The organism is Kitasatospora sp. NBC_00315 (assembly GCF_041435095.1).
In the GTDB taxonomy this organism is placed as follows: domain Bacteria; phylum Actinomycetota; class Actinomycetes; order Streptomycetales; family Streptomycetaceae; genus Kitasatospora.
On the sequence record NZ_CP108025.1, the window covers coordinates 6,687,925 to 6,714,329 of the forward strand.

Annotated in this window: 24 protein-coding genes; 12 read left to right on the forward strand and 12 right to left on the reverse strand. The window is 74.1% G+C overall.

What is annotated here, in order from left to right; genetic code table 11:
* Positions 1-16: 16 nt before the first annotated feature.
* On the reverse strand, positions 17-1,624 hold the full coding sequence (locus OG823_RS27995) for an FAD-dependent monooxygenase (protein WP_371482832.1): 1,608 nt from the start codon (positions 1,622-1,624) through the stop codon (positions 17-19).
* Positions 1,625-1,718: 94 nt separating this feature from the next.
* Between OG823_RS27995 and OG823_RS28000 the strand changes: the two genes are divergently transcribed.
* Positions 1,719-2,357, forward strand: a complete 639-nt coding sequence (locus OG823_RS28000) for a TetR family transcriptional regulator (RefSeq protein ID WP_371482833.1) — start codon at positions 1,719-1,721, stop codon at positions 2,355-2,357.
* A 157-nt stretch (positions 2,358-2,514) separates the two neighbouring features.
* Here the strand turns inward: OG823_RS28000 and OG823_RS28005 are convergent, their stop codons facing one another.
* The 3 genes from OG823_RS28005 to OG823_RS28015 all read right to left on the reverse strand — a co-directional run bounded on the left by OG823_RS28005 (position 2,515) and on the right by OG823_RS28015 (position 3,801).
* Positions 2,515-2,967 carry a VOC family protein gene (locus OG823_RS28005; RefSeq protein ID WP_371482834.1) on the reverse strand — a complete coding sequence of 151 codons (453 nt, stop codon included), beginning with the start codon at positions 2,965-2,967 and terminating at the stop codon, positions 2,515-2,517.
* A 77-nt stretch (positions 2,968-3,044) separates the two neighbouring features.
* The gene (locus OG823_RS28010) at positions 3,045-3,374 is read right to left on the reverse strand and encodes an ArsR/SmtB family transcription factor (RefSeq protein WP_371482836.1); all 330 of its coding nucleotides are present in this window, start codon (positions 3,372-3,374) and stop codon (positions 3,045-3,047) included.
* A 52-nt stretch (positions 3,375-3,426) separates the two neighbouring features.
* Positions 3,427-3,801, reverse strand: coding sequence for a hypothetical protein (locus tag OG823_RS28015; RefSeq protein WP_371482837.1), 375 nt, complete (start codon positions 3,799-3,801; stop codon positions 3,427-3,429).
* 437 nt (positions 3,802-4,238) lie between these two features.
* Between OG823_RS28015 and OG823_RS28020 the strand changes: the two genes are divergently transcribed.
* Positions 4,239-7,100, forward strand: coding sequence for a DEAD/DEAH box helicase (locus OG823_RS28020; RefSeq protein ID WP_371482838.1), 2,862 nt, complete (start codon positions 4,239-4,241; stop codon positions 7,098-7,100).
* 114 nt (positions 7,101-7,214) lie between these two features.
* Here OG823_RS28020 and OG823_RS28025 read toward each other — a convergent pair whose 3' ends face one another.
* Both OG823_RS28025 and OG823_RS28030 read right to left on the reverse strand, forming a co-directional pair.
* A complete protein-coding gene (locus tag OG823_RS28025; protein ID WP_371484678.1) occupies positions 7,215-8,114 on the reverse strand; it encodes a 5'-3' exonuclease H3TH domain-containing protein in 900 nt (299 codons plus the stop codon).
* A gap of 100 nt (positions 8,115-8,214) precedes the next feature.
* Positions 8,215-9,312, reverse strand: coding sequence for a Gfo/Idh/MocA family protein (locus tag OG823_RS28030; RefSeq protein ID WP_371482839.1), 1,098 nt, complete (start codon positions 9,310-9,312; stop codon positions 8,215-8,217).
* 207 nt (positions 9,313-9,519) lie between these two features.
* On the opposite strand from OG823_RS28030, the gene OG823_RS28035 reads away from it, so the two are divergent.
* The gene (locus OG823_RS28035) at positions 9,520-10,464 is read left to right on the forward strand and encodes an RNA polymerase sigma-70 factor (RefSeq protein ID WP_371482841.1); all 945 of its coding nucleotides are present in this window, start codon (positions 9,520-9,522) and stop codon (positions 10,462-10,464) included.
* Positions 10,465-10,544: 80 nt separating this feature from the next.
* Complete coding sequence (locus OG823_RS28040) at positions 10,545-11,852, forward strand: NAD(P)/FAD-dependent oxidoreductase (RefSeq protein WP_371482843.1); 1,308 nt, start codon at positions 10,545-10,547, stop codon at positions 11,850-11,852.
* On the opposite strand, the gene OG823_RS28045 is transcribed toward OG823_RS28040, so the two are convergent.
* Complete coding sequence (locus OG823_RS28045) at positions 11,849-12,892, reverse strand: cation diffusion facilitator family transporter (protein ID WP_371482844.1); 1,044 nt, start codon at positions 12,890-12,892, stop codon at positions 11,849-11,851. The two genes, OG823_RS28040 and OG823_RS28045, sit on opposite strands and share 4 nt — an antisense overlap.
* A 285-nt stretch (positions 12,893-13,177) precedes the next feature.
* On the opposite strand from OG823_RS28045, the gene chrA reads away from it, so the two are divergent.
* The gene (chrA, locus tag OG823_RS28050; protein WP_371482846.1) at positions 13,178-14,386 is read left to right on the forward strand and encodes a chromate efflux transporter; all 1,209 of its coding nucleotides are present in this window, start codon (positions 13,178-13,180) and stop codon (positions 14,384-14,386) included.
* Positions 14,387-14,565: 179 nt separating this feature from the next.
* Here chrA and OG823_RS28055 read toward each other — a convergent pair whose 3' ends face one another.
* A complete protein-coding gene (locus tag OG823_RS28055; RefSeq protein WP_371482847.1) occupies positions 14,566-15,348 on the reverse strand; it encodes a gamma-glutamyl-gamma-aminobutyrate hydrolase family protein in 783 nt (260 codons plus the stop codon).
* Between the two features lie 254 nt (positions 15,349-15,602).
* Here OG823_RS28055 and OG823_RS28060 point away from each other — a divergent pair, with 254 nt between their 5' ends.
* Together OG823_RS28060 and OG823_RS28065 are read left to right on the forward strand one after the other, a co-directional pair.
* Positions 15,603-16,421, forward strand: coding sequence for an SDR family oxidoreductase (locus OG823_RS28060; RefSeq protein ID WP_371482848.1), 819 nt, complete (start codon positions 15,603-15,605; stop codon positions 16,419-16,421).
* 209 nt (positions 16,422-16,630) lie between these two features.
* Positions 16,631-17,839, forward strand: coding sequence for a DUF2510 domain-containing protein (locus tag OG823_RS28065; RefSeq protein ID WP_371482849.1), 1,209 nt, complete (start codon positions 16,631-16,633; stop codon positions 17,837-17,839).
* 136 nt (positions 17,840-17,975) lie between these two features.
* Here the strand turns inward: OG823_RS28065 and OG823_RS28070 are convergent, their stop codons facing one another.
* From OG823_RS28070 to OG823_RS28080, 3 genes are all read right to left on the reverse strand, one after another.
* Positions 17,976-18,881: a lytic polysaccharide monooxygenase gene (locus OG823_RS28070; protein ID WP_371482851.1), complete on the reverse strand. Its 906-nt coding sequence runs from the start codon at positions 18,879-18,881 to the stop codon at positions 17,976-17,978.
* Positions 18,882-19,549: 668 nt separating this feature from the next.
* Positions 19,550-20,803, reverse strand: a complete 1,254-nt coding sequence (locus OG823_RS28075) for an amino acid deaminase/aldolase (protein WP_371482853.1) — start codon at positions 20,801-20,803, stop codon at positions 19,550-19,552.
* Positions 20,804-20,853: 50 nt separating this feature from the next.
* Positions 20,854-21,876, reverse strand: a complete 1,023-nt coding sequence (locus OG823_RS28080; RefSeq protein WP_371482854.1) for a serine hydrolase — start codon at positions 21,874-21,876, stop codon at positions 20,854-20,856.
* Between the two features lie 93 nt (positions 21,877-21,969).
* Between OG823_RS28080 and OG823_RS28085 the strand changes: the two genes are divergently transcribed.
* Positions 21,970-22,707 carry an SseB family protein gene (locus OG823_RS28085; RefSeq protein WP_371482856.1) on the forward strand — a complete coding sequence of 246 codons (738 nt, stop codon included), beginning with the start codon at positions 21,970-21,972 and terminating at the stop codon, positions 22,705-22,707.
* A gap of 133 nt (positions 22,708-22,840) precedes the next feature.
* Here OG823_RS28085 and OG823_RS28090 read toward each other — a convergent pair whose 3' ends face one another.
* Positions 22,841-23,221, reverse strand: coding sequence for a DUF1844 domain-containing protein (locus OG823_RS28090; RefSeq protein ID WP_371482858.1), 381 nt, complete (start codon positions 23,219-23,221; stop codon positions 22,841-22,843).
* A 460-nt stretch (positions 23,222-23,681) separates the two neighbouring features.
* On the opposite strand from OG823_RS28090, the gene infC reads away from it, so the two are divergent.
* The 4 genes from infC to OG823_RS28110 all read left to right on the forward strand — a co-directional run bounded on the left by infC (position 23,682) and on the right by OG823_RS28110 (position 26,369).
* Complete coding sequence (infC, locus tag OG823_RS28095; protein WP_371484679.1) at positions 23,682-24,449, forward strand: translation initiation factor IF-3; 768 nt, start codon at positions 23,682-23,684, stop codon at positions 24,447-24,449.
* A gap of 139 nt (positions 24,450-24,588) precedes the next feature.
* Positions 24,589-24,783, forward strand: coding sequence for a 50S ribosomal protein L35 (rpmI, locus tag OG823_RS28100; protein ID WP_266319025.1), 195 nt, complete (start codon positions 24,589-24,591; stop codon positions 24,781-24,783).
* 103 nt (positions 24,784-24,886) lie between these two features.
* Positions 24,887-25,282 carry a 50S ribosomal protein L20 gene (gene rplT / locus OG823_RS28105; RefSeq protein WP_371482859.1) on the forward strand — a complete coding sequence of 132 codons (396 nt, stop codon included), beginning with the start codon at positions 24,887-24,889 and terminating at the stop codon, positions 25,280-25,282.
* Positions 25,283-25,502: 220 nt separating this feature from the next.
* Positions 25,503-26,369 carry a TrmH family RNA methyltransferase gene (locus tag OG823_RS28110; protein ID WP_371482860.1) on the forward strand — a complete coding sequence of 289 codons (867 nt, stop codon included), beginning with the start codon at positions 25,503-25,505 and terminating at the stop codon, positions 26,367-26,369.
* Positions 26,370-26,405: the final 36 nt, after the last annotated feature.

A 26,405-nucleotide genomic window follows, 5' to 3' on the forward strand; every position in this document is an offset into this window, starting at 1 on the left:
AGCCGGTGACGGGTGCTCAGGCCGGGTCGCCCGCGCGGGCCGGTTCGCCCGTGCGGCCCAGCCCGTCGAGGTACGCCCGGACGAGCTCCCCGCCGTCGGCCGGGGCGACCAGCGCGAGGTGGTTGTCCGGCCGGACCAGCACCAGCGCGTCCCCGGTGATCCCGTACGCCCGCCGGGCGTGCCCCTCCGGGTCCTCCAGCGTCCGGACCCCGTCCGGGTCCTCCGGCGTCCGGACCCCGTCCGGGTCCTCCGGTGTCCCGCTCCCGTCCGGTCCCGCCTCCACGGCGACCGGTCGGAGCAGCGGGCCCCAGCCCGTCAGGGCGGGCCGGGCGGCGGCGCCGAAGCCGAGCAGGGTGAAGCGGCCGCCGGCGAAGCACTCGAAGAGCCGGACGGCCGTGCCGTCCGGGCGCCGGCAGGGCGCGTCGGGTGCGCGGTCGCCGGCCCGCGGGCCGTCGCCGGCCGCCGTCGGGCCCGCCGCGAGCGGGCTCCAGCGGTAGTGGATGCCCAGGCCGCGCAGATCCGGCACGCTGATCGACTCCACTCCCACCCCCGGGACCTTCACGGCCTCCATCACCGTGGCGAAGGCGGTGCTGCTGAGGCTCAAGGCCCGGGCGGCGACCGGCAGACGCTCCTGCTCGTAGGTGTCGAGCAGGTCCGGCCCGGCCCGGCCGGCCAGCACCAGGGCGAGCTTCCAACCGAGGTTCCAGGCGTCCTGGATCCCGGTGTTCATGCCCAGCCCGCCCGTGAAGGGGTGCACATGGGCGGCGTCCCCGGCGAGCAGGACCCGGCCGACCCGGTACCGCGTGGCGATCCGGACGTTGGCCCGCCAGGTGGAGAGCCAGGTCGCGTTGCGCAGCCGTACCCCGGGCAGCTGTGCGTACCGGTCGAACAGGCGCTGGAAGCCCTCCAGAGAGGGTTCGACCGGGGCGCCGTCCTCGTCCCGCTCCGGGACGGCCTGGAACTGCCAGGTGGGGGAGTCCCGGAACGGGCAGAGCAGGACGGCGCCGTCGGCGTCGAACCACTGGTGCCACACCGTGCGATCCAGGTCGCCGTCCACCTCGACGTCGCCGCAGACCATCACCTGGCCCGGGTCGGTGGCGCCCTCGAAGGGCACGCCGATCAGCTTGCGGACCCTGCTGCCGGCGCCGTCGCACCCGACCAGGTGGTCGGCCGTGATCCGGCCTCCGTCCGCCAGCAGGGCCGTGACGCCGTGCTCGTCCTGCTCCAGGCCCGCCAGCTCCCTGCCGGTCTCGACCTGGACGCCGTGTTCGGCCAGCCGCTCCCGCAGGATCTCCTCGACCCGCCACTGGGGCAGCGAGAGCGGGCCGGGGTAGGGGGCGTCCGGGGTCGCGACGGCCTCGGCGGCGGGATCGGTGTCGCTGACGTGCCTCCCGGCGAAGTACTTGCGGAAGGCCAGGTGCGGGCGGCCGACGGCGGCCAGCCGCTCGGCGAGTCCGAGGTCCGCGAGCGCCTCCAGACTGCGGGGGTTCAGCGCCTTGCCGCGGGAGATGCGGTGGTGCCCGGGCGCGCGGTCGATGATCCGGATGTCGGCGCCCTGGCGGGCGAGGACGCAGGCGAGCGTCAGTCCGGTCGGGCCGGCGCCCACGATCAGTACGGATGCCATGTCTCGGTTCCCTTCTCGGTGGTGGACACCATGAAAGGACAACCGGGTAATAAAAGCAACCCGGTAACGAAAGTTCCTGGGTTAGGATCGACCCATGAGCGAGCCCGGAGGTCTGCGGACCCTGAAGAAGGAGCGCACGCGGCAGGCCCTCGCCGACACGGCGATCTCCCTGTTCCTTGCGCACGGCTTCGACCAGGTCTCGGTCGCGCAGATCGCGGCCGCCGCCGAGGTCTCCAAGCCGACGCTGTTCCGCTACTTCGCCACCAAGGAGGACCTGGTCCTGCACCGGATCGGCGACCACCTCGGGGAGGCGGCGGGCGTGGTCCGCGCGCGTCCAGCCGGGCTGACCCCGCTGGAGGCGCTGCGGCGGCACTTCCTGGAGCGGCTGGCGGCGCGGGACGCGGCGAGCGGTCTGAGTGACCTGCCCGACGTGGTGGCCTTCCACCGGCTGGTCTACGAGACCCCGAGCCTCAGCTCGCACCTGATGGACTTCCTGGCGGCGGACGTGGACGCGCTGACCGAGGCACTGGCGGAGGGCCCCGGCGCGCCCGACGCCCTGACGGCGCGCCTGGTCGCGGCCCAGTACGTGGCCGTGCGCCAGGTGCTGGCCCACGCCAACTGGAGCCGGATCGCCGACGGGGGGAGCGCGGACGACAGCGCCCCGGTGGCGGTGGCCTCCGCCGAGTCGGCGTTCGCGCTGCTCACGGGCGGCGCCGCGGCCCGGGGCTGCTGACCCCGCCGGTGCACCGGGGCGTGGCGCCGGGCCACCGGCCACGCCCCGGGTGTCCGCTCGGCGACCGGCCGACCGTGCGGGCGCGCCACCGGCAGGGCGCGCCTTCCGGCAGGGCGCGCCTTCCGACGGGGCGCGCCTTCCGACGGGGCGAAGCCGGCTACGCCACGCAGAACTCGTTGCCCTCCGGGTCCCGCATGACCCACCAGTGGCCGGCCGGCCCCTTGTCCACCTCGCTGACGCGGCTCGCCCCCAGGTCTTCGAGCCGGGACACCAGCCGGTCGAGGCCGCCGGGCTCGCTGTGGACGTCCAGGTGCAGCCGGTTCTTGCCGGACTTGGCCTCGGGCACCTCCTGGAAGAGCAGACGCCGGCCCCGGCCGACGCCACTGGTCCCGTCGTACGGGTCCTCGGGATGGCGGATCGCGGCGTACCCCCGGAAGAGCGCGCGGCCGTCGTGCTCGGTGACGGCGTCCTCGGTGAGCTGCCCGGCGGCCAGGAGGCGTCCGATCAGCGGAGCGGGGTCCTCCACCCGGTAGTCCAGCGCCGCGGCCCAGAAATCCGCGAGGGCCGGTGCGTTCCCGCAGTCGATGACGAGTTTCCAGTGCAGTGTCATACGACCACTGTCCCGCGTGCGGGCCCGGCGGGGTGGTGTTGCCGGGCCGCCGGAGCGGCGTCCGCGGACCGGTGGGCTCAGTCCGCCGCGCGGAGCTCGGCGAGCAGGATGTTCTGGTCGGCCAGCAGGACGGTGAGGATCCGCCGGGCCGCCTTCAGCAGGTCCGCGACGTCTCCTCCCGCGAGGGCGTAGACCACGGTCGAGCCCTCCCGGCTGGCCGTGACGATGCCGGAGCGGCGCAGCACGGCGAGCTGCTGGGAGAGGCTGGACGGTTCGATGTCGATCGCCGCGAGCAGTTCGCGTACGGGCGTGGGTCCGGCCTGGAGCAGTTCCAGCACGCGGATCCGGATGGGATGGCCGAGCATCCGGAAGAACTCGGCCTTCGCCTGGTAGAGGGCCGTGGCCACGGTTCCAGCCTTCCTCGTGCGGCTTCTGCGACGACACCCCGGGCCGGCCGGGTCAGACCTCCAGGCCGACCTCGATCCGCCTGAGCTGGTGGCGGGCCATGGCGAGGTTGGCGCGGTTGCGGTGCAGCGCGAGGTAGAGGAAGAGACCGCGGCCGCTCTGCGTGGTCAGCGGCCGGATCAGGTGGTACTGCGTGGTGAGGCTGATCAGGATGTCGTCGATCTCGTTGTCGTGGAGGTTGAGCATCTCCATCGTGCGCATCTTGGCGCGGACCAGGTCGGTGTTGCCGGCGGCGGCGACGTTGAGGTCCAGTTCGGTGTTGTCGCCGAGGGTGCCGAGCGCCATGCCGCTGCCGTAGTCGACCAGCGCGACCCCGATCGCGCCGTCGATGGTCATGGCTTCCTTGAGGGACGTCTCCAGATTCGCCATCACGATCCTCCTGTGGGCCGGGCCCCTACCGGTGCGGGGGCTGTCGGTCCCGACTGTAGGCAGCCGCCGGGTCCGGCGATGACGAATGATCAGAGACGACCGTTGCTGGTCACAGCCGGGTCGGACGGGTGGTGGACAGTGATCGATTGAAGACTTTTGCAACTATGGATCTGATTGAGAGGTGATCCCGAGCCTCATCCGGGGCGTTCCGCCGACCGCCGGAAAAACGGTGCTATCGATGTCTGTCCCGCCGGGTAACCTCTGCCTGAGATGCTCGATCACCACACCCACCGCACCCGCTGCGCCCCGGCTCCGGTCACCTCCGGCACCGGCCCGGCCCCGCAGCCGCAGGCGTCGCCGTCTGCGCCCCCGTTCCGCCCGTTCGGGCCCCAGCCCCACGGGACGCAGCAGTCCTACGGGAAGAAGAGGTGACGCGGATGAACACCGTCCCGCAGCGTTCCGACGACCAGCGGTCCGAGGAGCTCGGCCCGGCCGAGGCGTACGCGGCCTTCCGCCGCCGCGCCAAGGAGCAGGCCACCGCCCTCCACGGCTTCCAGCAGCTGTACGACTTCCCGCTGGACGAGTTCCAGATCGAGGCCTGCCGGGCCCTGGAGGCCGGCGAAGGGGTGCTGGTCGCCGCGCCCACCGGCTCCGGCAAGACCATCGTCGGCGAGTTCGCCGTGCACCTCGCCCTCCAGGGCGGGCGCAAGTGCTTCTACACCACACCGATCAAGGCCCTGTCGAACCAGAAGTTCGGCGACCTGGTCAGGCGCTACGGCGCCGACAAAGTCGGCCTGCTCACCGGTGACAACACCGTCAACGGGGACGCCCCGGTGGTCGTGATGACCACCGAGGTGCTGCGCAACATGCTCTACGCGGGCTCGCAGACCCTGAACGGCCTCGGCTACGTGGTGATGGACGAGGTGCACTACCTCGCCGACCGCATCCGCGGCGCGGTCTGGGAGGAGGTCATCATCCACCTCCCCGAGTCCGTCACGCTGGTCTCGCTCTCGGCGACGGTCTCCAACGCCGAGGAGTTCGGCGACTGGCTGGACACCGTGCGCGGCGGCACGAAGGTGATCGTCTCGGAGCACCGCCCGGTGCCGCTCTGGCAGCACGTGATGGCCGGCAACCGGATGTACGACCTGTTCGCCAACCCGGACCGCGACGGCCGCCCCAAGGACGCCCCGCGCAACCCGGCCAAGCTGGTCAACCCCGAGCTGGTGCGGCTCGCCCGCTCCGAGGTGGCGGTGAACCCGCGCGGCGACCGCTTCGCCAAGGGCCGCGGGCGCTCCATGCCGAACGGACGCCCCGGGCGGGTCTGGACCCCCAGCCGGGTCGACGTCATCGACCGGCTCGACGCCGAGGGCCTGCTCCCGGCGATCACCTTCATCTTCAGCCGGGCCGGCTGCGAGGCGGCCGTCCAGCAGTGCCTCGGCTCGGGCCTGCGGCTGAACAAGGACTCCGACCGCCACCGGGTCCGGGAGATCGTCGAGGAGCGCTGCGCCGACATCCCCGACGAGGACCTGCACGTCCTCGGCTACTTCGAGTGGCTGGACGGCCTGGAGCGCGGTATCGCCGCCCACCACGCCGGGATGCTGCCGCGCTTCAAGGAGGTGGTGGAGGAGCTCTTCGTGAAGGGCCTGGTCAAGGCCGTCTTCGCCACCGAGACGCTCGCGCTCGGCATCAACATGCCCGCCCGCTCGGTGGTCATGGAGAAGCTGGTCAAGTGGAACGGCGAGACCCACGCCGACATCACCCCCGGCGAGTACACCCAGCTCACCGGCCGGGCCGGCCGTCGCGGCATCGACATCGAGGGCCACGCGGTGGTGCTCTGGCAGCGCGGCCTCGACCCGGAGGCGCTGGCCGGCCTGGCCGGCACCCGCACCTATCCGCTGAAGTCCTCGTTCCGGCCGTCCTACAACATGGCCGTCAACCTGGTCTCCCAGTTCGGCCGGCACCGCTCGCGCGAGCTGCTGGAGACCTCCTTCGCGCAGTTCCAGGCGGACCGCTCGGTGGTCGGCATCGCCAAGCAGGTCCAGCGCAACGAGGAGGGCCTGGACGGCTACCGCGAGTCGATGACCTGCCACCTCGGTGACTTCGACGAGTACATGGGCCTGCGCCGGGAACTCAAGGACCGCGAGAACGACCTCGCCCGGGAGGGCAGCGGCCAGCGCCGGGCGGCCGCCGTAGAGGCGATCGAGCAGCTCAAGCCGGGCGACGTGATCCACGTGCCGACCGGCAAGTTCGCGGGCCTCGCCCTCGTCCTCGACCCGGGCCTGCCGCCGGTCAGCCGCTCGCCGCGCACCCACCGCCACCCCGACTACCAGGACGGGCCCCGTCCGGTGGTGCTCACCGCCGAGCGGCAGGTCAAGCGGCTCGCGATGATCGACTTCCCGCATCCGGTCGCCGCGATCGACCGGCTCAAGATCCCGAAGTCGTTCAACCCGCGCAGCCCCCAGTCCCGCCGGGATCTGGCCTCCGTGCTGCGGACCAAGGCCGGCCATCTGGAGCCCGAGCGGTTCCGCAAGGGCCGCGCGGCCGCCGCCGACGACCCGGAGATCACCCGGCTGCGCGCCGCCCTGCGCCAGCACCCCTGCCACGGGTGCGACCAGCGCGAGGACCACGCCCGCTGGGCCGAGCGCTACCACCGCCTGCACCGCGACACCGACCTGCTGGAGCGCAAGATGCGCTCCCGTACCCACACCATCGCCCGCACCTTCGACCGGGTCTGCGGGCTGCTCACCGACCTCGGCTACCTCCAGGGCGACACCGTCACCCCCGACGGCAAGCGCCTCGGCCGGCTCTACGGGGAGCTCGACCTGCTCGCCTCCGAGTGCATCCGCGAGGGCGTCTGGAAGGACCTCGCCGCCGCCGAACTGGCGGCCTGCGCCTCCGCGCTGGTCTACGAGGCCCGGCAGGCCGACGACGCGGCGGCCCCGCGCGTTCCGGAGGGCGCCGCGAAGGAGGCGCTGGGACGCATGGTCCGGATCTGGGGCCACCTCGACGCCCTGGAGGAGCAGCACCGGATCAACACCGCGGAGGGCGTCGGCCAGCGCGAGCCCGATCTCGGCTTCGCCTGGGTCGCCTACCGCTGGTCGCTGGGCCACAACCTGGACGCCGTCCTGCGCGACGCCGAGATGCCGGCCGGTGACTTCGTCCGCTGGACGAAGCAGCTGATCGACGTGCTCGGACAGATCCAGGACGCGGCGGGCGAGGACGCCCAACTGCGCGGCACGGCCCGCAAGGCCGTGGACAGCCTGCGGCGCGGCATCATCGCCTACTCCTCGGTGAGCTGACGGGCACCGCACCGGCGAACGACGGGCGGCCGGGACTGTTCGGTCCCGGCCGCCCGTCATGTTCGGACCTGCCCTGCCGCCCCCGCTGCTCCGTGCGGGCGGCGGCCCGTGGGGTCAGCCGCGCAGTGTCTCCAGCAGCCGCTCCAGCGAGCTGCCGAGGCCCCAGCGCACGGACAGCTCCTCCAACGTCATCGGGTCCAGCGGCTCCTTCGGAAGCACCGGGTCGAACGCCGGCAGCGGCGCGTCGGTGGCGACGCGGACGACGGTGGGGGCGACGTCCAGGTAGGCCGAGCCCTCGATGATGTTCTTCCGTCGGGCCGGGGTCAGGCGCGAGCGCAGGTCCAGCGCGGCCGCGCGGATCGCCGCCAGGTCGCCGTACTCGCCGATCAGCTGCGCGGCGGTCTTCTCGCCGATCCCCTTCACACCCGGCAGGCCGTCGCTCGGGTCCCCGCGCAGGGCGGCCATGTCCGCGTAGCGGTCCCCGCGCACGCCGTACTTCTCCAGCAGCAGCGCGTCGTCCGTGATCTGCAGGTTGCCCATGCCCTTCACCGGATAGAGCACCTGCACCGGCCGGGTGTCGTCCACCAGCTGGAAGAGGTCCCGGTCGCCGGTGACGATCTGCACCGGGCCGCTCGTCCGCGCGGTCAGTGTGCCGATCACGTCGTCCGCCTCGTAGCCGGGCGAGCCGACCCGGGCGATGCCGAGCGCGTCCAGCACCTGCTCGATCACCGGGACCTGCGGGGCCAGCGTGTCCGGGATCTCCTCCTCGCCCTCCGCACCGGCCTCGGCCAGCCGGTGGGTCTTGTAGGAGGGCACCAGATCCACCCGCCACTGCGGACGCCAGTCCGCGTCCATGCAGGCGACCAGCCGGTCGGGGCGGTGGTCGTGGACGAGCCGGGCGATGAAGTCCAGCAGCCCCCGGACGGCGTTCACCGGTTCGCCGGCGGGGGAGCGGAGCGAATCCGGCACGCCGTAGTAGGCCCGGAAGTACAGGCTGGCCGAGTCGAGCAGCATCAGTCGCGGTACGGTCACGCCTCCGATCATGCCGTACCGGACCGACAGTCGGCCGCCAGACGGCACCGGGCGCCCCGGGTGCTACGGGTGCTACGGGCGGTCAGCGGTCGGCGTCCTTCCCGTGCCACGGCTCGACGCCGGTCGTCACCGCGCCGCCGCCGGCGGCGGACTCCTCCACCGCGAGCGCGATCAGGTGGTCCTGGCACGCCTCGGCCAGCGGGTACGGAGCGGGGCCCTCCTCCCGTGCCCAGGCCCCTGTCGCCGTCAGCAGGGTGGCGATGGCGATCTCCTCGTCCATCAGCCGCAGGCCGAGGAAGGGGTTGCGGTAGACCACGGCGCCGTCGAAGGTGATGTGCTCGGTGTCGTAGCCGTCCAGGTTGAGGTCGTAGCCGAGCTGCGAGCGCACCAGGGCCGACCTGGTGATGGTGCGCTCGCCCGCCAGCCGCACCACGGTGTCGTCGGCGATCTCGCCGTGGCTGCCGCGCACGACGATCCGGCGCAGGCGCAGCTGGTTGTGCCATTGGTTGTCGGTGAAGTCGTACAGGCCGGACGCACCCCCGAAGTCCAGCGTGGCGATCGTGGTGGCCGCCTCCCGGGGGGTGTCGTCGCCGGTCCAGCCGTCCCGGGTCAGCGGGTCGACCAGCGGGGCGCGGAAGCGGGACGCCGAGACCCGGACCGGGCCGAACCCCGCTCCGAGCAGGCCCCGGATCATCGCGACCGCGTGGTACATGTGGGTGGAGGAGACCTGGACGCCGGTGGGCCGGCCGATCACCCCGCGCTCGACCAGCGCGCGGCGGGCGGCGTGGCCCGGCATCAGCAGGTACTGCTCGGCCACCTGGACGAGCCCGCCGGGGCCGACCCGCTCCCACAGTCGCCGCAGCCCGTCCGCGTCCGGCGCCGGTGGGGTCTCGCTGAGGACCCGGACGCCGGCCTCGGCCAGCGCGGCGACCACCTCGGGGTTGGCGGACCACGGCACGCTGCTGATCACGAAGTCGGGACGCCGCGCGGCCACCAGCTCCCCGGGGGAGAGGTACGCCGGCACCTTCCACCGCCGGGCGGCCTCCTCGGCCGCCTCCGGACGCCGGACGACCGCGCCCACCAGGGTCAGCTGCTCGGGCAGCAGGGCCGCCAGCCGGACGAAGAACTCCGCGCGCCAGCCGCTGCCCGCGATGGCGAAGGTGGTGGGTGTGGTCGTCATGGCTGCATCGTCACAGCCGGCCGCCGCCGTGTCACCCCCGTCCGGGTGCCGGACCCCGCCCGGCGGGCGCGTGTGAGCGGACGCGTCGAAGCGGGCGATCGCGTGCCGGGCCGACCACGGGCCGGGTACGCGCGGGCCGGGTGGACGCGGGCAGGGTGGACGCGGGCCGGGTGGACGCGGCCGGCGCGCATGGCCGATCATGGCGCGATGTCGCTCCGTCCGTACGAGGCCGATCCGTTCGAGCGTTCCAGGGGCCGTCTGGAGGCCATCGCCTATCGGCTGCTGGGGTCGGCCGGTGACGCCGAGGACGCGGTGCAGGACACGTTTCTGCGCTGGCACGCGGCGGACCGGGAACGGATCGAGACGCCGGCGGCGTGGCTGACGAAGGTGCTCACCAACCTCTGCCTCAATCAGCTCACCTCGGCGCGGGCCAGGCGGGAGACCTACGTGGGGCAGTGGCTCCCGGAGCCGGTCCTGGCCGGGGACCGGATGCTCGGGCCGGCCGAGACCGCCGAGCAGCGCGAGTCGGTCTCCACGGCGATGCTCATCCTCATGGAGCGGCTGTCGCCCAACGAGCGCGCGGTGTACGTGCTGCGTGAGGCGTTCGGGTACGCGCACCGCGAGATCGCGGAGATCCTCGACCTCACCGAGTCCAACTGCCAGCAGATCCACCGGCGGGCCAAGCAGCACCTCTCCAGCGGCCGGGCCCGCACCGAGGTCGACGCGGCCGCCGCGCGCAAGGTCGTCGAGGGATTTCTCGCCGCGGCCCTCAGCGGCGAGACCGAACCGCTGATCCGGCTGCTCACCGACGACGCGGTGGGCGTGGCCGACGGCGGTGCGCGGGTCCGGGCCCGCAGGACCCCGGTCGTCGGTGCGCTCGGGGTCGCGCGCTACCTGCGCGGGCTGTTCCGGCCGGGCGCGGCCAAGCGGGCCGAGGCCGGTGGCCGGGCCGCCCTCCACGCCGCCGTCGTCAACGGCTCGCCCGCCGTGCTGGTCGCGGCCGGCGAGCGGATCCTCGCCGTCCTCTGCCTCGCCCCGACCCCCGAGGGCGTCGAGGCGGTCACCATCCAGGTCAACCCCGACAAGCTGGAGCGCATCACGCGCCGGTGGGCGGCCGCCGGCCCGCATCACCCCCTCGCGGAGATCTGGTGACCCACGTCACATCCCCTTCCCGTCAGGGATCGCGGGGCTGTCCGGTTCAGGAGGTGAATCCCACCGGACAGGAGCAAGCCATGAAGCACCGCATCGTCGTCCTCGGAGCCGGGTACGCCGGAGCCGTCGTCGCCGGCCGCCTCGCCAGGCGACTGCACCGCGACGACGTCGAGATCACCGTGGTCAACGCCGACCCCGACTTCGTCGAGCGGGTGCGTCTGCACCAGCTCGCGAGCGGGCAGGACCTGCCGCGTCGCCCGCTGCTCGACATCTACGCGGGCACCGGGGTGCTGGTCCGGCCGGCGCGGGTCACCGCGGTCGACGCGGACCGCCGGACCGTCGATCTCTTCGGCGAGCACGGCGCCGGGACCCTCGGCCACGACACCCTCGGCCACGACACCCTCGGCCACGACACCCTCGGCTACGACACCCTCGTGTACGCCCTCGGGAGCACCGCCGCCGACCACGGCGTCCCCGGTGTCGCCGAGTACGCCCACACCGTCGCCGGGAAGCCGGACGCGCTGCGACTGCGGGCGCGCCTGAGCGCGTTGGATCCGGGTGGGACCGTACTGGTCGTGGGCGGCGGGCTGACCGGTATCGAGACGGCCACCGAGATCGCCGAGGCCCGCCCCGACCTCCGGGTCGCCCTCGCCGCCCGCGGCGGCGTCGGCGACCGGCTCAGCGACAAGGCCCGGCACCACCTGCGCGTGGTTCTCGACCGGCTCGGCGTCACGGTCCACGAGCGGGCCGAGGTCACGAGCGTCGAGGCGGGCCGGGTGGTCACCGGCGCGGCCGGGGAGATCCCGGCCGACGTGACCGTGTGGACCGCGGGCTTCTCCGTGCACCCGATCGCGGCCGCCACCACGCTGGAGGTGTCCGACACCGGGCAGATCGTCGTCGACGCCACCATGCGGTCGGTCTCGCACCCCGAGGTGTACGCCGTCGGGGACGCCGCGCTCGCCGAAGGAGCGGGCGGGAGGCCGCTGCGGATGTCCTGCGCCACGGCGACCCCGATGGCGTGGCGGGCTGCCGACGCACTCGCCGCCCGGCTGACCGGTCGCAAGGTGCCCGAGACCGTGATCGGCTACACCGCCCAGTGCGTCAGCCTCGGACGCCGCGCCGGAATCCTCCAGCGGGTGACCCACGACGACCGGGTCACCCCGACCGTCGTCACGGGCCGGACCGGCGCCCGCATCAAGGAGCTCATCTGCGCGAGCGTGGCCTGGAACGTCTCCCACCCGACCATCATGCTGCCGAGCCGCCGCCGCCACCTCGTGGCAACCGCCGCCCCGGAGTCGCACCCCGTCACCCCGTCACCCGGTGACGCGGTGGCCGCGTCCGTCGGCTCTCCCCGCCCCTCGGAGGATCGCTCACGCGGCACGGCCTAGTGCTCGTGCGGCCCGCTGCGGTGGACCGGGCCGTGCGAGTCGCCGCAGCGGTCGTCGAGGACGGCCGGGCCGGCCGGGGTGATCTGCAGCAGCCCCTGGTCGTCGTCCTCGCCGAGATGGTCCACCTGCAGCGTGGCGTGGGTGATCCGGTACTCCTCGCGCAGCCGCCGCTGCAGGCCGCGCCGGACGGCGTGGCAGTCCCCGCCCGGGGTGACCAGGACGTGGGCGGAGAGCGCGGGCTGACCGGAGGTGATCTCCCAGATGTGCAGGTCGTGGACCTCCACCACCTGCTCGGTCGCGATCATCCGGTCCGCCACCGTGTCGGGATCGATCCCGGCCGGCGCGGCCTCCAGGAAGATCCGGCCGGAGTCGCGGACCAGCCCGACGCCCGCACGCAGCATCAGCGCCACCACCACCAGGGAGGCGATCGCGTCCGCCTGCAGGAAACCCGTGGTCAGCATGACCGCGCCGGCGACGGCGGTGGCGATGAAGGCGTACAGGTCGGTCAGTACGTGCTGGTAGGCACCCTCGACGTTCAGCGAGGTGCGGTTGGCCCTGGACATGCACCAGGCCGCCCCGATGTTGACCACGATCCCGACCAGGGCGGTGACCAGGACCAGCGAGCCGGTCACGTCCGGCGGGTCGATCAGCCGGGTGACCGCCTCGTACCCGAGCCAGGCGGAGAGCACCAGCAGGGTGACGCCGTTGGCCTGCGCGGAGAGGATCTCGGCCCGCTTCAGCCCGTAGGTGTACCCGCCCCTGGCCGGACGGGCCGCCAGCCGCATCGCGACCAGCGCGAGGACGATCGAGGCGGCGTCGGTGAGCATGTGGGCGGCGTCCGAGATCAGCGCCAGCGACTGCGCGGCGAAGCCCACCACGACCTCGCCGGCCATGAAGACCACGATCAACGCCAGCGCGCCGAGCAGCCACCGGCGGTCGGCGTCGGCGGCCACGCCGTGCGAGTGCCCGCCGGGGCCGTGGCCGCCGTGCCCGTGCCGGTCGTGCCCCTGCTCGTGCTGGCTGTGGTCGTGGCCGGCCATCGGGATCCTCTCGTGGACGCGCGGGGGCAGGGAGCGGCCGCCCCGCACCCGAAGTGAACCGCAGATCGGATGGAGATCCAAAGGCTGCACTGGTGACCGTTGTCGTTGCCGTCGAGCCGCTCCCACCGGTTTTCTCCACCCCTGCTGTTGGCCGTGATCGGATAGGGTCGCCCCGCCCCGGCACCGGGGCCGCTCACCCGGGCACCGGACGTCGGACTTCGGATGCCGGACTTCGGATGCCGGACGCCGGGTGAAGCGCGGCGGCACGCGGGGGAGCGATCGGCAGTGGAGCACAGCCCGGCGGTCCGGCTACGGACCATCGCCCTGGAGTGGGTGCGGATCGGCCTGATCGGTTTCGGAGGCCCGCCCGCCCACATCCTGTTGCTGCGCCGGCTCTGCGTCGAGCGGCGCCGGTGGATGAGCGAGGCGGAGTTCGAGGACGGCATCGCGGCCACCAACCTGCTGCCCGGCCCGGCCTCCACCCAACTGGCGATCTTCACGGCCTGGCGGCTTCGCGGCGCCGCCGGGGCACTGGTGGGCGGGATCGGGTTCATCGCGCCGGGGCTGGTGCTGATCCTCGCCCTCTCCGCGCTCTTCCTCGGCGGCGACCCACCGGTGTGGGTGCTCGGCGCGGCGGCCGGGGCCGGGGCGGTCGTGCCCGCCGTGGCCGTGCAGGCCGCGGCCGCGCTGGTGCCCGGCAGCCTCGGGCGGGCCGGCAAGGCGCGCGCGGGCCGGGTGCGCTGGGGCGCGTACGCCGTCGCGGGTGCGTCGGCCGCGCTGCTGGCCGGCCCCTGGCTGGTGCTCGTCCTGCTGGCGGCCGGCCTCACCGAGTCGGCCGTCCGGGCGCGTGGACGGGAGCGTGGACGGTGGCGCGGGCCGGGCGACGACGGGCCGGGCGGCCGGGCGGGCGCCCCGCCCCGGTCGGCTGTCGCGGCCGTGCTGCCCGTGGCGGGTGCGGTGGGCGGCCTCGGCGCGGTGGCATGGGTGGCGTTCAAGGTCGGCGCGCTCTCGTACGGGGGCGGCTTCGTGATCATCCCGCTGATGCGGTACGACGCGGTGCACCGCTTCCACTGGATGACGGACGGGCAGTTCCTGGACGCGGTGGCGCTCGGACAGGTCACCCCCGGCCCGGTGGTGCACACCGTCGCGGCGGTCGGCTACGCGGCCGCCGGGTTGGGCGGCGGGCTGCTGGCGGCGGCGGTCGCCTTCGGCCCGTCGTTCCTCTTCGTCCTGCTGGGCGGCCGCCACTTCGACCGGTTGCGGGCCGACGCCCGGGTCCAGGATTTTCTGACCGGCGCGGGGCCGGCCGTGACCGGCGCGATCGCCGGCTCGGCGGTCCCGCTGGCAGGCGCCCTGCAGTACGGCTGGCAGTGGGGCGTGCTGGCGGCGGCCCTGGCCCGGCTGCTCCCGGCCCGCCGGGGCGCGGTCGCGGCCCTGGTCGCCGCGGGCGGTCTCGGTGTGCTGGCGACCCTGGCCGGACTGCCGCCCGGCTGACGCCGGCAGGCCGCGGCGGCGGTCACCGCGCGGACGCCCCGCGAGCGTGAACCCCGGGACGATGATCCCCGCGAGCGCGAAGCCCGGAAGCGTGAACCCCGGGAGCGCGAAGCCCGGGAGCGTGAACCCCGGGAACGGACGCTCCGGCCGCGACCCGGGCCCCGCGCGGCGGCCGGGTGTCAGGTTCGCGCGGCGGCGCTCACGCCCGCCCGGGTCGGCGGGTCGAGCGGGGCCTCCACCGGCATCAGCGGCACCGTCCGGGCGGCGGTGGCGGCACGGACCAGGGCCTGCATCACCCGCAGGTCCTCGCCCTGCTCCGGGTGCCACTGCACGCCGAGGGTGAAACCGGTGCCCTCGATGCCCTCGATCGTCCCGTCCGGGGCCAGCGCGTTGACCCGCAGGCCCTCGCCCAGCCGGTCGACCGCCTGGTGGTGGAAGGTCGGGACGGTCAGCTCGGGCTCCGGCAGCAGACCGCCGAGCAGGGTGCCCGGCAGTGGCCGCACCACGTGGGTGCCGTACCGGCCGGGCGAACCCGCGTGCACGTCCGGCCGGACGACGTCCGGCAGGTGCTGCACCAGCGAGCCGCCGCACACCACGTTCATCAGCTGCATGCCGCGGCAGATGCCGAGCAGCGGCATGCCGCAGGCGAGCGCCGCCCGGACGAGGGCGGTCTCCCAGTGGTCGCGTTCGGGGGAGTCCGCCTCGGTCCGGGGGTGCGGGGACTGGCCGTAGTACGCCGGGTCCATGTCCGGGCCGCCGGAGATGACCAGCGCGTCCAGTCTGGCGAGCACCTCCGGCGCACGCTCCGGCGCGTCCGGCGGCAGCAGCAGGGCCACCCCGCCCGCGTCGCGGACGTACGCGGTGGTGCGCTCGGGCACCAGGGCCACCCGGCGCCCGCGCCAGTCACTCCAACTCACGTCGACCAGGTAGGTGCTGACGCCGATGAAAGGCCTGCGATCCATGGCCGGAATTGTCCACCCGGTCACCCTCCGTGTCCCGGCAATCACGTTCCTCGGCGCGCCACGCCTCCCGCGCTCCCCGGTGCGGCCCCGGCCAGGCCGTACGGTTTCGCACAGACGCCCCGGCTTCGCCCGGACCGCCCGGCCTCGCCCGGTACACCCCCCGGCGCGGACGCGCGGATACCGGCACCGCCGGCGCCGGCGTCCCGACGCGTACCCCCGGTGACGCGTACCCCCAGCGAGGAGCAGGAGCCCCGATGGCCGACAGCCCGGCGACCAAGGCCCCCGTGGACCTGAGCCCGGTCTGCCGCCGACTGGTCGGCCGCACGGCGGTGATCACCGGAGCGGGCGGCGGGACCGGCCTGGCCGTCGCCCGCAGGCTGGCCGCCGAGGGCGCGCGGGTGGTCTGCGCCGACCTCGACGAGAAGGCCGGCCGTGCGGCGGCCCGAGCGGTCGGCGGCCTGTTCGTGCACACCGACGTCCGGGACCCGGCCATGGTCGAGGCGTTGTTCGACGAGGCGTACGAGACCTGCGGCAGCGTCGACGTGGCGGTCAACCACGTCACGCTGCCGCCGCCGGCGCACGAGGCCGGCGGCGCCCCCGCCGACGGCCCGGCCGCCTGGCACCGGGTGCAGGAGGCCACGCTCACCGCCGTCCACCTCTGCTGCTGGGCGGCCCTGCCGTACATGCGCCGGCACGGGCGCGGCTCGATCGTCAACACCGTCGGCTTCGTCGCGCGGACGGAGGTGGCCGCCGCGCAGATCGCGTACGCCGCCGCCCGGGGCGGGGTGCTGGCGATGTCGCGGGAGCTGGGGGTGCAGTTCGCCCGGGAGGGCATCCGCGTCAACGCGCTCTCGCCCGGGCCGGTCGGTGCCCCGGCGTCCGGCGGCCTCCCGGCGGTCGACCCGGCCGCCGACGCCCGCCGACCCGGCTGGATCCCGCTGGGCAGGCTCGCGGCGCCGGAGGAGATCGCGGCCGCGGCCGCCTTCCTGGCCAGCGACGACGCGTCCTTCGTGACCGCCGGCGAATTCCTGGTGGACGGCGGGATCTCGGGCGCCGCACTGACCGCGCGGTAGCCGCCGGGCGCGCTTCGCGACGGTGGCCCGGCCGGGGCGGACGGCGGTCGTTCGGCCCGCTCCGCGAAGCCGGGCGGCAGGGCTCCCGGGCCGTTTTCCGGGCCGGTGCGGGCACTTGTCACGGCTTCTCACCGTAATCTCATCCAGAATCGCCGAATTGGCCGCCCTGCTGATATCGCGCTTATCCGCGGCCGTTTAGATTCATGGTCGTGAGCGAGCAGATTCCCGCCGGGTGGTACCCGGATCCGCAGGACACCACCACGGACCCCCGGCCGGAGCGCTGGTGGGACGGCAAGGGCTGGACGGCCGGTACCCGGCCGGCGCCCTCGGACGCACCGTCGTCCGAGACCACGCCGGAGTCCGAGGCCACGACGGGACCGGCCGCCGGCTCCGGCACCGAGGACGACACCCGGGTGCTGGAGGGCCAGGTGCTGCAGGACGGCGCCGCGGTCCGCTACCCCGAGCTGCCGCCGCCGATCGGGGCACCGGCGAAGGCGAAGCGTTCCTTCCGCAAGCCCCCCCGGCCGGTGCTCGTCGCGGCGGCGGTCGCGGCGCTGCTCGGGTTGGCGGTGGGCTCGGGCATCACCTATCTGGCGATGGACGGCCGGTCGGACACCCAGGCCTCCCGCAACAGCCGGCCGAAGCTTCAGTACAACGGGGAGAACGGCCCGTGGGGCGGGCTGCCCGGACTGAACGGCCAGAACGGTCAGAACGGGAGGGGCAACAACGGTCAGAACGGCCAGGGCGGCAGCGGGAACAACGGCCTGGGGGGCCAGGGGAACAACGGCCAGGGGAACAACGGCCAGGGGAACAACGGCCAGGGCGGCAACGGCGGTGGCAGCGGCAACGGCCAGGGCGGCCAGGGTGGCGGCAACAACGGCTCGAACGACGGCGCCTCCGCCGGTGTGGCGGCCGACCTGGTCAACCGGATCACCCTGCCCGTTCCGTCCGGCTGGACCGGCGGTACGACGAACGACGGGTACGCCGCGCTGAGCATCGGCACGTACACCTGCGCCGGTTCGGCGGGCGGCAGCTGCTCGCTCGCCGGTGCGAGCACCGGGTCGGTGACCGGGACGGACGCGCAGGCCGCCGCCAAGACCGACATCGTCCAGGCGGCCAAGGAGTCCTACGGGGACAGCTCCTCCCACGAGGAGCTGAAGTCGGAGGCGGTCAAGGTGGACGGGCGCGACGGCTACCTCGTCCGCTGGAAGGTCAAGGCCACCCAGGGCAGCGACGGATACGTCGAGACGGTGGTCTTCCCGAGCGCCGACGGCAAGGCACTGACCACGATCCACTTCGGGTTCGACGTCGATCCCAAGGCGCCCGACGTGTCCGTGATGGACACCATCGTCAAGGGCGTCGTCGACTACACCGGCCAGGGTCGGCCCGGCGCCGGCGCGCCGGGCACCACCACCTGACGGACACCCGGGGCCCGTCCGGTGGTGAACGGCGTGAACGGCGCCGGGGGCGGACGGGAACGGGTGCGTCGTCGGCGGCGGCCGGTACGCCCCACCGGGACACGGTGGGGCGGACCGGCCGTTCGCGTTGCCGCTGTCAGGCCGCGCGGCGAGCGTCGGCGCGACGGCGCCGCAGCACCATCACGCCCCACCCGGTGCTGATCGCCGCGGCGCCGCCCAGCATCAGCGGGCCGGCCGGGGAGCCGCCGCCGACGGCGGCGGCCCGGCTCTGCACGGCCGGGGCGTCGGGGGCGGTGCTCCCGCCGTGTCCGTGGTGGCTCACCGTGGACTTCGAGGCGGCGGCGGCGATCTGCTCCTCCGTGGGAGCCACCGCCGCGACCGCGGCCGCCGGCGGCTTCGCCGCGGTGGCACCGAAGTCCACGTCGGAGCAGCTGTAGAAGGCCTCGGGGCTGTCACTGCGCTGCCAGGTCATGTAGAGCAGCTGGCGGCCGGTGCGCTGCGGCAGGGTGCCGGCGAAGTTGTAGTAGCCGTCGGTCGCCGTCCGGGTGACCTGCGTCTGGGCGACCGGCGTCGGGTCCAGGTCGGACCACTTCAGCGGCTGGGTGGGGTCGTAGCCCACCTTGGTGATGTAGACGGTCATCAGGCCGACGTGCGCGGCGGTGACCCGGAACTTGAACGCGTAGGGGCCGGCCGCGACCGCGGTGGCCGGCCAGTCGGTGCGCGCCATGTCGAGCGCCTTGTACTTGTCGCGGTTGGCCGAGCACAGCTTGCCGTCCGGGATCAACGCCTGGTGCTGGCCGTTGGCGTTGGCGATGTTGACCTCGTTCCAGTCGTAGAGCGGCTGGGTGCCGCTCATCGCGACGAGGTCCTTGCACACCTGGGACTGGGGGTGCTCGGGGCCCTCGGCGAAACACGCCGCGACCCGGCTGACCGGGTTGGACATCGAGCCGTGCGCGCTCGCGGTGCCCGCCGCCGAGAGGGCCGTGAGCAGGACGGTGGATGCGACGACGCCGAGCGTGAGGGCTCTGCGGTGGAGTGACATGGGGACTCCTTGACGGTGTGCGTCGGGGTCGAACGGTGTGGGGGGCGGGCACGTCTGCCCGCGGTCGCGACCCCGGCGAGCGTATGATTGGTCTGGACCACGAGGCAAGAGCCCGTTCCCGTACAGTTCCTGACGGACCATCGCCGTCCCGGCCGCTCCCGGCTGCTCCCGTGAGCTCGCCCGTCCGTCCGCCCGGGCCTGCCGCCCGGGCCCCGGTGGCGACCGCCGACGGGCCGGCCGGTCGGCCGTCCCATGCCTCCGACGACAGTCGGGTTTCTGCCCAAGTTCCGTGCAGGCCAGTCTGGTTGGGGTGCACCGAGGTCGGTCCGGCGGCTCGTCGCCGGCCGGACTCCGGAGCGGGCCGGCCGTCCCGCTCCGGGCTCACGCCGGTCCTGGGCGACCGCCCGGTCGGGCGGCGCGGCGCTCGCACCGGGCTCGCACGCCCCGCCGCTCCCGCCCCCGGCCGGATCGACTTGAGGAAGTGTTAAGGGGCGGCTGAGCGTCCCTTCAGATCACCGGGGCCCGGTCTGTACGGCGGCGAGCGCACCTCCCGCCGCCCGGGCCCGTCCGGCGCGGCGCAGGCGCCCGGGCCCCGTGTCCGGCCACGCCGTACGGGGACTGCGCGGTGGAACAGCGGGGCCGGGGCGAGCGGCGGTTGGGACGACGGCTCAGAGAAAGGTCTTCCCCTCGCCGCGGTAGGTGGGCGCGCTGCGCACCACCCGGTCGCCCTCGACGAGGTGCAGCTCGGCGAACCGCTCGCACAGCTCCCCGGCCTTGGCGTGCCGGAACCAGACCCGGTCGCCGATCAGCAGGTCGTCGGCGGCCGAACCGAGCAGCGGCGTCTGCACCTCGCCGGCGCCCTCCATCGGGTCGTAGCGCAGACCGGTCGGCAGGTACGGCACGGGGGAGCGGTCCGCGCCCGCGGCGCCGGAGGCGGGGTAGCCGCCGCCGAGCACCGTCACCACGCCCACTCCGGGCCGGCGCACCACGGGCTGGGCGAACAGCGCCGCCGGACGCCCCTGGAAGGAGCGGTAGTTGTCGAACAGGCGTGGCACGTACAGGCCGGAGCCCGCCGCCACCTCGGTCACCGCCCGCTCGGCGACGGTCGACTCCACACTGCCGGTGCCGCCCCCGTTGACGAATTCGAGGTCGGCGACCTGCCGCAGCCGGCGCACCACCGCGGCCCGGCGCCCGGACAACTCGGTACGGGCCCTGGCCTGCATCAGCCGGACCATCCGCGACCGCAGCGGCCGGCCCGCGAGGCTGTCGCCCACGCCCGCGATGTGCCCCTCGTACGCCATCAGCCCGACCACCCGGAAGCCCGGTCGGCGCTGGACCAGTTCGGCGAGCGCCGCCAGATCCTCGGGGGTGCGCAGCGGCGAGCGCCGGGCGCCGACCCGGACCCGCCCGCCGAGCAGCTGCAGCGAGGTGTCCAGCTCCAGGCAGACCCGGACCTCCTCGCCGCCGCCGCGGGCCCGGTCGATCAGGTCCAGCTGCGCGGGGTCGTCCACCAGGACGGTGACCGTGTTCGCGAGCGCGGCGTCGGCGGTCAGCTCCGCGTAGCCCGCCCGGTCGGCGGAGGGGTAGGCGAGCAGGATGTCCTCGAAGCCGGCCTGGGCCAGCCAGAGCGACTCCTCCAGGGTGAAGCTCATGATCCCGGCGAACCCGTCGCGGGCCAGCACCCGCTCCAGCAGGGCCCGGCAGCGCACCGACTTGCTCGCGACCCGGATCGGCTTGCCGGCGGCGCGCCGCACCAGATCGTCGGCGTTGGCGTCGAACGCGGCCAGGTCGACGATCGCCAGCGGGGCTTCCAGGTGCGCCGTCGCCCGGTCGTAGCGGGCGCGGTCGGCGCCGGGCGAGACCTGCGCGGGGGCGCCGGCGGCGGGCTGGGCGGTACGGGCGGGGGCGAGGGGCTTGGCCATGGCCGCAGACTGCCACACCGGCGCTACCGGTGGGTAGGGCCAAGGGCCCGTCAATCCGTGGCCGCGGCGGTCAGCGCGTCCACCGCGGCCACCGCCACGGATTCCACCAGGGAGATGCCGCCCTGCTCGGTGCCGTTCCCGTCCGAGAGCACCGCGACCAGGACGTCCCGGCCGTCGTGGGTGACCCGGCCGATGCTGTTGATCACCCAGAGGCCGTCCGCGCTGCGCGACAGCCAGCCGTTCTTGAGCATCCAGTGAGCGTCGGAGGAGCCGTCGCCGGAGTCCGCGGCGGACACCCCCCAGTCCTGGTCGGTGGATATCCGCCCCATCAGCTTCTGGGCGTAGGCCCGGGAGTCGGCGTCCAGCGGCGAGTCGTCCTCGAAGATGACCCGCAGCAGGCGCAGCTGGTCGGCCGCCGTGGTGGTGGTCAGCCCCCAGTACCCGTTGCGGCCCGCCGTCGTGGCGGTCAGCCCGAAGGCCCGGTTCGCCGCGTCCAGTCCGTCCGCCCCGCCGACCGCGTCGAAGAGCGCGCCCGCGGCGTCGTTGTCGCTCTGCTCGATCATCGCGACCGCCTCGGTCCGCTGCGTCGCGGTGAGGTCGGAGCCGGACTGCCGGAGCAGGGCCGCCAGGATGTCGGCCTTGACGATGCTGGCGGTGGCGAACGCGTGGCCGCTCCCGCCCGAGTCGGCGCCGACGCCGGAGGCGAGATCCAGCACCGCCACCGACACCTCGCCCCCGGCGTCGGCGCCGGCGGTCGCCAGGGCCCGGGCGACGGCCTGCGTGGCACGGGCCTGAGCGGCGGCCGCGGCGTCGACGGTCGCGGTGGCGGACGGCACGGCGGTCGGTGTCGCGCTCGGCCCGTCCGTGGCGGTGGCCCCGGGCTCCGGGTCCGCCGTACCGGTCGCGGCGGCGCCGTCGCTCGCCGCGACCGGTACGGTGGACGGCCGCCCGGAGATCAGGTGCACGCCGCCGAGGCCGAGCAGCAGCGCCGCGGCGACCGCCGGCAGCAGGGCGGACGTGACCGTCCGCGGGGGCGTGCGCTTCTTCCGGTGGACCCGGCGGCTGGATGTCATGCCGGCATGCTGCGCCCCGTCCCTTGGGCGGCCGTGAGAGTCGGCTCAGTGCCTTCTGAGAGTGGGTGCCCCGTGGTGGCATAGGCTCGCGGGGTGGACCGCAAGAACATTCCGAACCCAGGATTCGCCGCCGACGACGGCGCCCCCGATCCCGCCCTGACCGCGGCGCTTGAGCGCTGGTCGCGGGATCCGGCCGCCGAGCCGGAGGTGCTGGCCGCGCTGCTGCCGAGCCGGCTGATGGTCCCGATCGTGGCGCTGCTCGGTGAGGTCGAGACCGATGAGAACGGTCTGCGGCACGAGAAGACCAGCGACATGGCCGTCCCCGTGATCGAGGCCGCCGACGGCCGGCGGGCACTGCCCGCGTTCACCTCGCTGGAGAGCCTGGCCCGCTGGCGCGCCGACGCCCGGCCGGCCCCGGTCGCGGCTCCGCAGGCCGTCCTCGCCGCCTACTCGGAGCGGGCCGACACCCTGCTCCTCGACCCCGCGGGGCCGGTCACCTATCAGCTCACCGGCGCCCGGATGCGGGCCGTCGCGGAGACCCGGGAGTACCTGCCGCCCGTCCGCGATCCCGAGGTGCGGGAGGCGGTGCGGCGGGTGCTGGCGGCCGAGCCGGCGGTGGCGGCGGGGTACCTGCGCTCCGGCGGCGGCGCGGACGGCACGCTCGCGCTGGTGCTGGACCAGGACGCGGCCGACGGCGACGTACGCGCCGTGGCGGACCGGTTGGCGGCCGCGCTGGTCGGCGACCCGGTGCTGAGGGTCCGGCTCGACCGGGGTCTTGAGCTGGCGCTGCTGCGCACCGAACTCGCCCGGGAGCCGTTCTACCGCCGCTGAGCCGGTCCCGCCGGACCGGTGCGGCCGCCCGCCGGGCCCGGCCCGCACTGCCGGTGCCCCCGTTCGGTCCGGACGCGCCGGTGCCCCCGGAGCCGTCAGGGCTCGCGGGGGCACGCGGCGCGCCGGTCGGGTCTCAGGAGTAGACGGGCCCGGTGAACTTCTCGCCGGGGCCGGTGCCGGGGGCGTCCGGGACGAGCGAGGCCTCGCGGAAGGCGAGCTGGAGCGACTTGAGGCCGTCCCGCAGCGGGGCCGCGTGGAAGTTGCTGATCTCGGGGGCGCCCGCGGTGACCAGGCCGGCCAGGGCGGTGATCAGCTTGCGGGCCTCGTCGAGATCCTTGTCGGCGGCGCCGCCCTCGGCCAGGCCGCACTTGACGGCGGCCGCGCTCATCAGGTGCACCGCCACCGTGGTGATCACCTCGACGGCCGGGACCTCCGCGATGTCACGGGTGAGGTCGTCGAAGCCGATCTCCCCGTCGTCCGCGGAGCTGTTGCTGTCGGTGGGCTCGCTGCTCAAGGGGACTCACTCCGTCGTGCCGGTGTACGTACACAGGGAGCGTACAAGGGGGCGTGCGGGCGCCGCGAAGGGCGGCCCGTCGGCGGGCGGGAGCCGGAATACCACTGGGCGGGCAAACGCTGTATGATTCGAGACTGACCGGCCAGGAACCCGCAAGGGCCCCGGCCAGCAAGTGGAGGCTCCACCCAGGAGGCCCTAGAGGGCAACCGCGAAAGTCTCCCACCTGATCGACCTCGCGGTCGACGGGTCCCGGTCCGCGACGGTGGCCGCAAGGCTTCCAGTCGCCAGCAGCGTCCCTCACCAGGACGCCGCCCCCGGATGTGTGGAGCCCCGCTGGCACCGAGCGGGGCTTTTTTCGTGTCGCGGTGCGTGCAGCCAACGAGCAAGTGGGCAGCGCAGCACGAATGAAGCCCCGCCCAGTGGTCGAGTCCACTACGTGCGACCGCCGCCCGACGGCCGCATCGAAGAAGGTGCAACCCGAGGAGGCCCCATCAGCACCGAGCCCCGCATCAACGACCGGATTCGCGTCCCCGAGGTGCGACTCGTCGGTCCCAGCGGCGAGCAGGTCGGCATCGTGCCGCTTGCCAAGGCGCTGGAGCTCGCACAGGAGTACGACCTCGACCTGGTCGAGGTCGCGGCGACCGCCCGGCCGCCGGTGTGCAAGCTCATGGACTACGGCAAGTTCAAGTACGAGTCGGCCCTGAAGGCCCGTGAGGCGCGCAAGAACCAGGCGCACACGGTCATCAAGGAGATGAAGCTCCGGCCGAAGATCGACCCGCACGACTATGACACCAAGAAGGGTCACGTCGTCCGGTTCCTCAAGCAGGGCGACAAGGTCAAGATCACGATCATGTTCCGCGGTCGTGAGCAGTCCAGGCCCGAGCTGGGCTTCCGACTGCTGCAGCGGCTGGCGAACGACGTCCAGGACCTGGGCTTCGTGGAGTCCTCGGCCAAGCAGGACGGCCGAAACATGATCATGGTGCTTGGCCCGCACAAGAAGAAGACCGAGGCGATGGCCGAGGCCCGCGTGATCGCGGACGCCCGCAAGGCCGAGCGTCAGGGCCGTACCACCGGCCCCGACACCGCCGCGGACGACGACGCAGCGCTTGAGGCCGAGAACGCCGCAGCCGAGGCGGAGGCCGATGACGCCGACGCCGCCGAGGCCACGGACGAGACCGACACCGAGGTCGAGGTCGAGCAGCCGACCGAGGTCGCCCAGGACGCCTGAGCCGCAGGGCTCGGGCTGTTCGGGAGACCGGTCACCCAGGTGATGGGGCATCCGCCCCGCCACCACACATGAACCCAGTACCTGCCCGCGCGGGACCACCGCGCGGGCAGGGCCGGGACCGACGAGGAGAGACGGCGACATGCCGAAGCAAAAGACGCACAGCGGCGCCAGCAAGCGCTTCAAGATCAGCGGCTCCGGGAAGGTCCTGCGCGAGCGCGCCGGCCGTCGCCACCTGCTTGAGCACAAGCCCTCGACCCTGACCCGCAAGCTCGCCGGCACGGTCGTGGTCGCTCCGGCCGATGTCAAGAAGGTCAAGAAGCTTCTCGGCAAGTGATCGCCCTCCCGCGGCCACGCTGCGGGATCAGCTGATCCTTCCCGACCCATTCGATTGACGGACCACGTGAAGTAGTCCGTGGTCCAAGCCAAGGAGTAATGAAGTGGCACGCGTCAAGCGGGCAGTAAACGCCCACAAGAAGCGCCGGGTCATCCTCGAGCGGGCCAGCGGTTACCGCGGCCAGCGGTCGCGCCTGTACCGCAAGGCCAAGGAGCAGGTCACCCACTCGCTCGTCTACAACTACAACGACCGCAAGAAGCGCAAGGGCGACTTCCGTCAGCTCTGGATCCAGCGCATCAACGCTGCGGCCCGTGCCAACGGCGTCACCTACAACCGCTTCGTGCAGGGTCTGAAGGCCGCCAACGTCGAGATCGACCGCAAGATGCTGGCCGACCTCGCCGTCAACGACCCGGCCGTCTTCGCGTCGCTCGTCGAGGTGGCCCAGAAGGCGCTGCCGACCGACGTCAACGCCCCCCGGGTCGCCGCCGACGCCGCCTGACCTTCCGAGGTCGGGTGCCCCGGCACCGCGTAGCCCAGTGATCGGACCCGCAGGCACTCCAACCTGCGGGTCCGATCGCGTTCGACCGCCGGTCGCACCCCGGGCCCCGCTCCCCCCGCCCCCGGTCGGGGGCCCGCCCGCCGAAGGCCGGCGGGGAGGAACGGGGCCGATCGCATCCTCACCGGCCAGCCTCCAACGGCACCGCCCCAGAGACGAGACCATGCAGAGCACCGACACCCCCCTGCTGACCTCCCTGCGCTCGCCCCGCGTCGTCGCCGCCCGCAGGCTGGCCAAGCGCAACCAGCGCACCAAGGAGCGCCGCTTCCTCGCCGAGGGCCCGCAGGCCGTCCGGGAGGCCGTCGCGTACGGGCAGCTGCCGGGCACGTCCGAGCACGCCGTGGTCGAGGTCTACCTCACCCAGGAGGCCGCCGAGCGGCACGCCGACATCGTGGCGGCCGCCCTCGCGGAGGGCCTGCCGGTGCTCACCGCCACCGACGAGGTCATCGCGGACATCTGCGACACCGTCACCCCGCAGGGCATCGTCGCGCTCTGCCGCTTCATCGACACCCCCTTCGAGGACGTCCTGCGGGCGGGCCCCCGACTGGTCGCCGTGCTCGCGCACGTCCGCGACCCCGGCAACGCCGGTACGGTGCTGCGCACCGCCGACGCGGCCGGCGCGGACGCCGTGGTGCTCACCGACGCCTCCGTGGACCTGTACAACCCGAAGGCCGTACGGGCCTCCGTGGGCAGTTTGTTCCACCTCCCGGTCGCCGTCGGCGTGCCGGTCGAGGAGGCCGTCGCGCGACTGCGCGAGGCCGGTGTCCGGGTGCTGGCCGCCGACGGCGCGGGGGAGCGCGACCTCGACCAGGAGCTCGACGAGGGCACGCTCGGCGCGCCCGGCGCATGGGTGTTCGGCAACGAGGCATGGGGCCTGCCGGAGGAGACCCGCGCACTCGCCGACGAGGTGGTGCGCGTGCCCATCCACGGGCACGCCGAGAGCCTCAATCTCGCCACGGCCGCCGCCGTCTGCCTCTATGCGTCGGCCCGGGCCCAGCGCTCGCCGGGAGGGTGTCGCGCACAGGGGTAGCCACGCTAGGGTCGACTCCGGTGGGGGAAAGTACAC

Bases quoted from the DNA above. Each gene is read 5' to 3' on its own strand.
- OG823_RS28075 (WP_371482853.1), bottom strand. From the start codon at position 20,803: ATGGCCAAGCCCCTCGCCCCCGCCCGTACCGCCCAGCCCGCCGCCGGC.
- OG823_RS28035 (WP_371482841.1), top strand. From the start codon at position 9,520: ATGTCGCTCCGTCCGTACGAGGCCGATCCGTTCGAGCGTTCCAGGGGC.
- OG823_RS28020 (WP_371482838.1), top strand. From the start codon at position 4,239: ATGAACACCGTCCCGCAGCGTTCCGACGACCAGCGGTCCGAGGAGCTC.
- OG823_RS28000 (WP_371482833.1), top strand. From the start codon at position 1,719: ATGAGCGAGCCCGGAGGTCTGCGGACCCTGAAGAAGGAGCGCACGCGG.
- OG823_RS27995 (WP_371482832.1), bottom strand. From the start codon at position 1,624: ATGGCATCCGTACTGATCGTGGGCGCCGGCCCGACCGGACTGACGCTC.
- OG823_RS28060 (WP_371482848.1), top strand. From the start codon at position 15,603: ATGGCCGACAGCCCGGCGACCAAGGCCCCCGTGGACCTGAGCCCGGTC.
- OG823_RS28045 (WP_371482844.1), bottom strand. From the start codon at position 12,892: ATGGCCGGCCACGACCACAGCCAGCACGAGCAGGGGCACGACCGGCAC.
- OG823_RS28030 (WP_371482839.1), bottom strand. From the start codon at position 9,312: ATGACGACCACACCCACCACCTTCGCCATCGCGGGCAGCGGCTGGCGC.
- rpmI (WP_266319025.1), top strand. From the start codon at position 24,589: ATGCCGAAGCAAAAGACGCACAGCGGCGCCAGCAAGCGCTTCAAGATC.
- OG823_RS28005 (WP_371482834.1), bottom strand. From the start codon at position 2,967: ATGACACTGCACTGGAAACTCGTCATCGACTGCGGGAACGCACCGGCC.
- OG823_RS28055 (WP_371482847.1), bottom strand. From the start codon at position 15,348: ATGGATCGCAGGCCTTTCATCGGCGTCAGCACCTACCTGGTCGACGTG.
- OG823_RS28025 (WP_371484678.1), bottom strand. From the start codon at position 8,114: ATGCTGCTCGACTCGGCCAGCCTGTACTTCCGGGCCTACTACGGCGTG.
- OG823_RS28110 (WP_371482860.1), top strand. From the start codon at position 25,503: ATGCAGAGCACCGACACCCCCCTGCTGACCTCCCTGCGCTCGCCCCGC.
- OG823_RS28070 (WP_371482851.1), bottom strand. From the start codon at position 18,881: ATGTCACTCCACCGCAGAGCCCTCACGCTCGGCGTCGTCGCATCCACC.
- OG823_RS28080 (WP_371482854.1), bottom strand. From the start codon at position 21,876: ATGACATCCAGCCGCCGGGTCCACCGGAAGAAGCGCACGCCCCCGCGG.
- OG823_RS28015 (WP_371482837.1), bottom strand. From the start codon at position 3,801: ATGGCGAATCTGGAGACGTCCCTCAAGGAAGCCATGACCATCGACGGC.
- OG823_RS28040 (WP_371482843.1), top strand. From the start codon at position 10,545: ATGAAGCACCGCATCGTCGTCCTCGGAGCCGGGTACGCCGGAGCCGTC.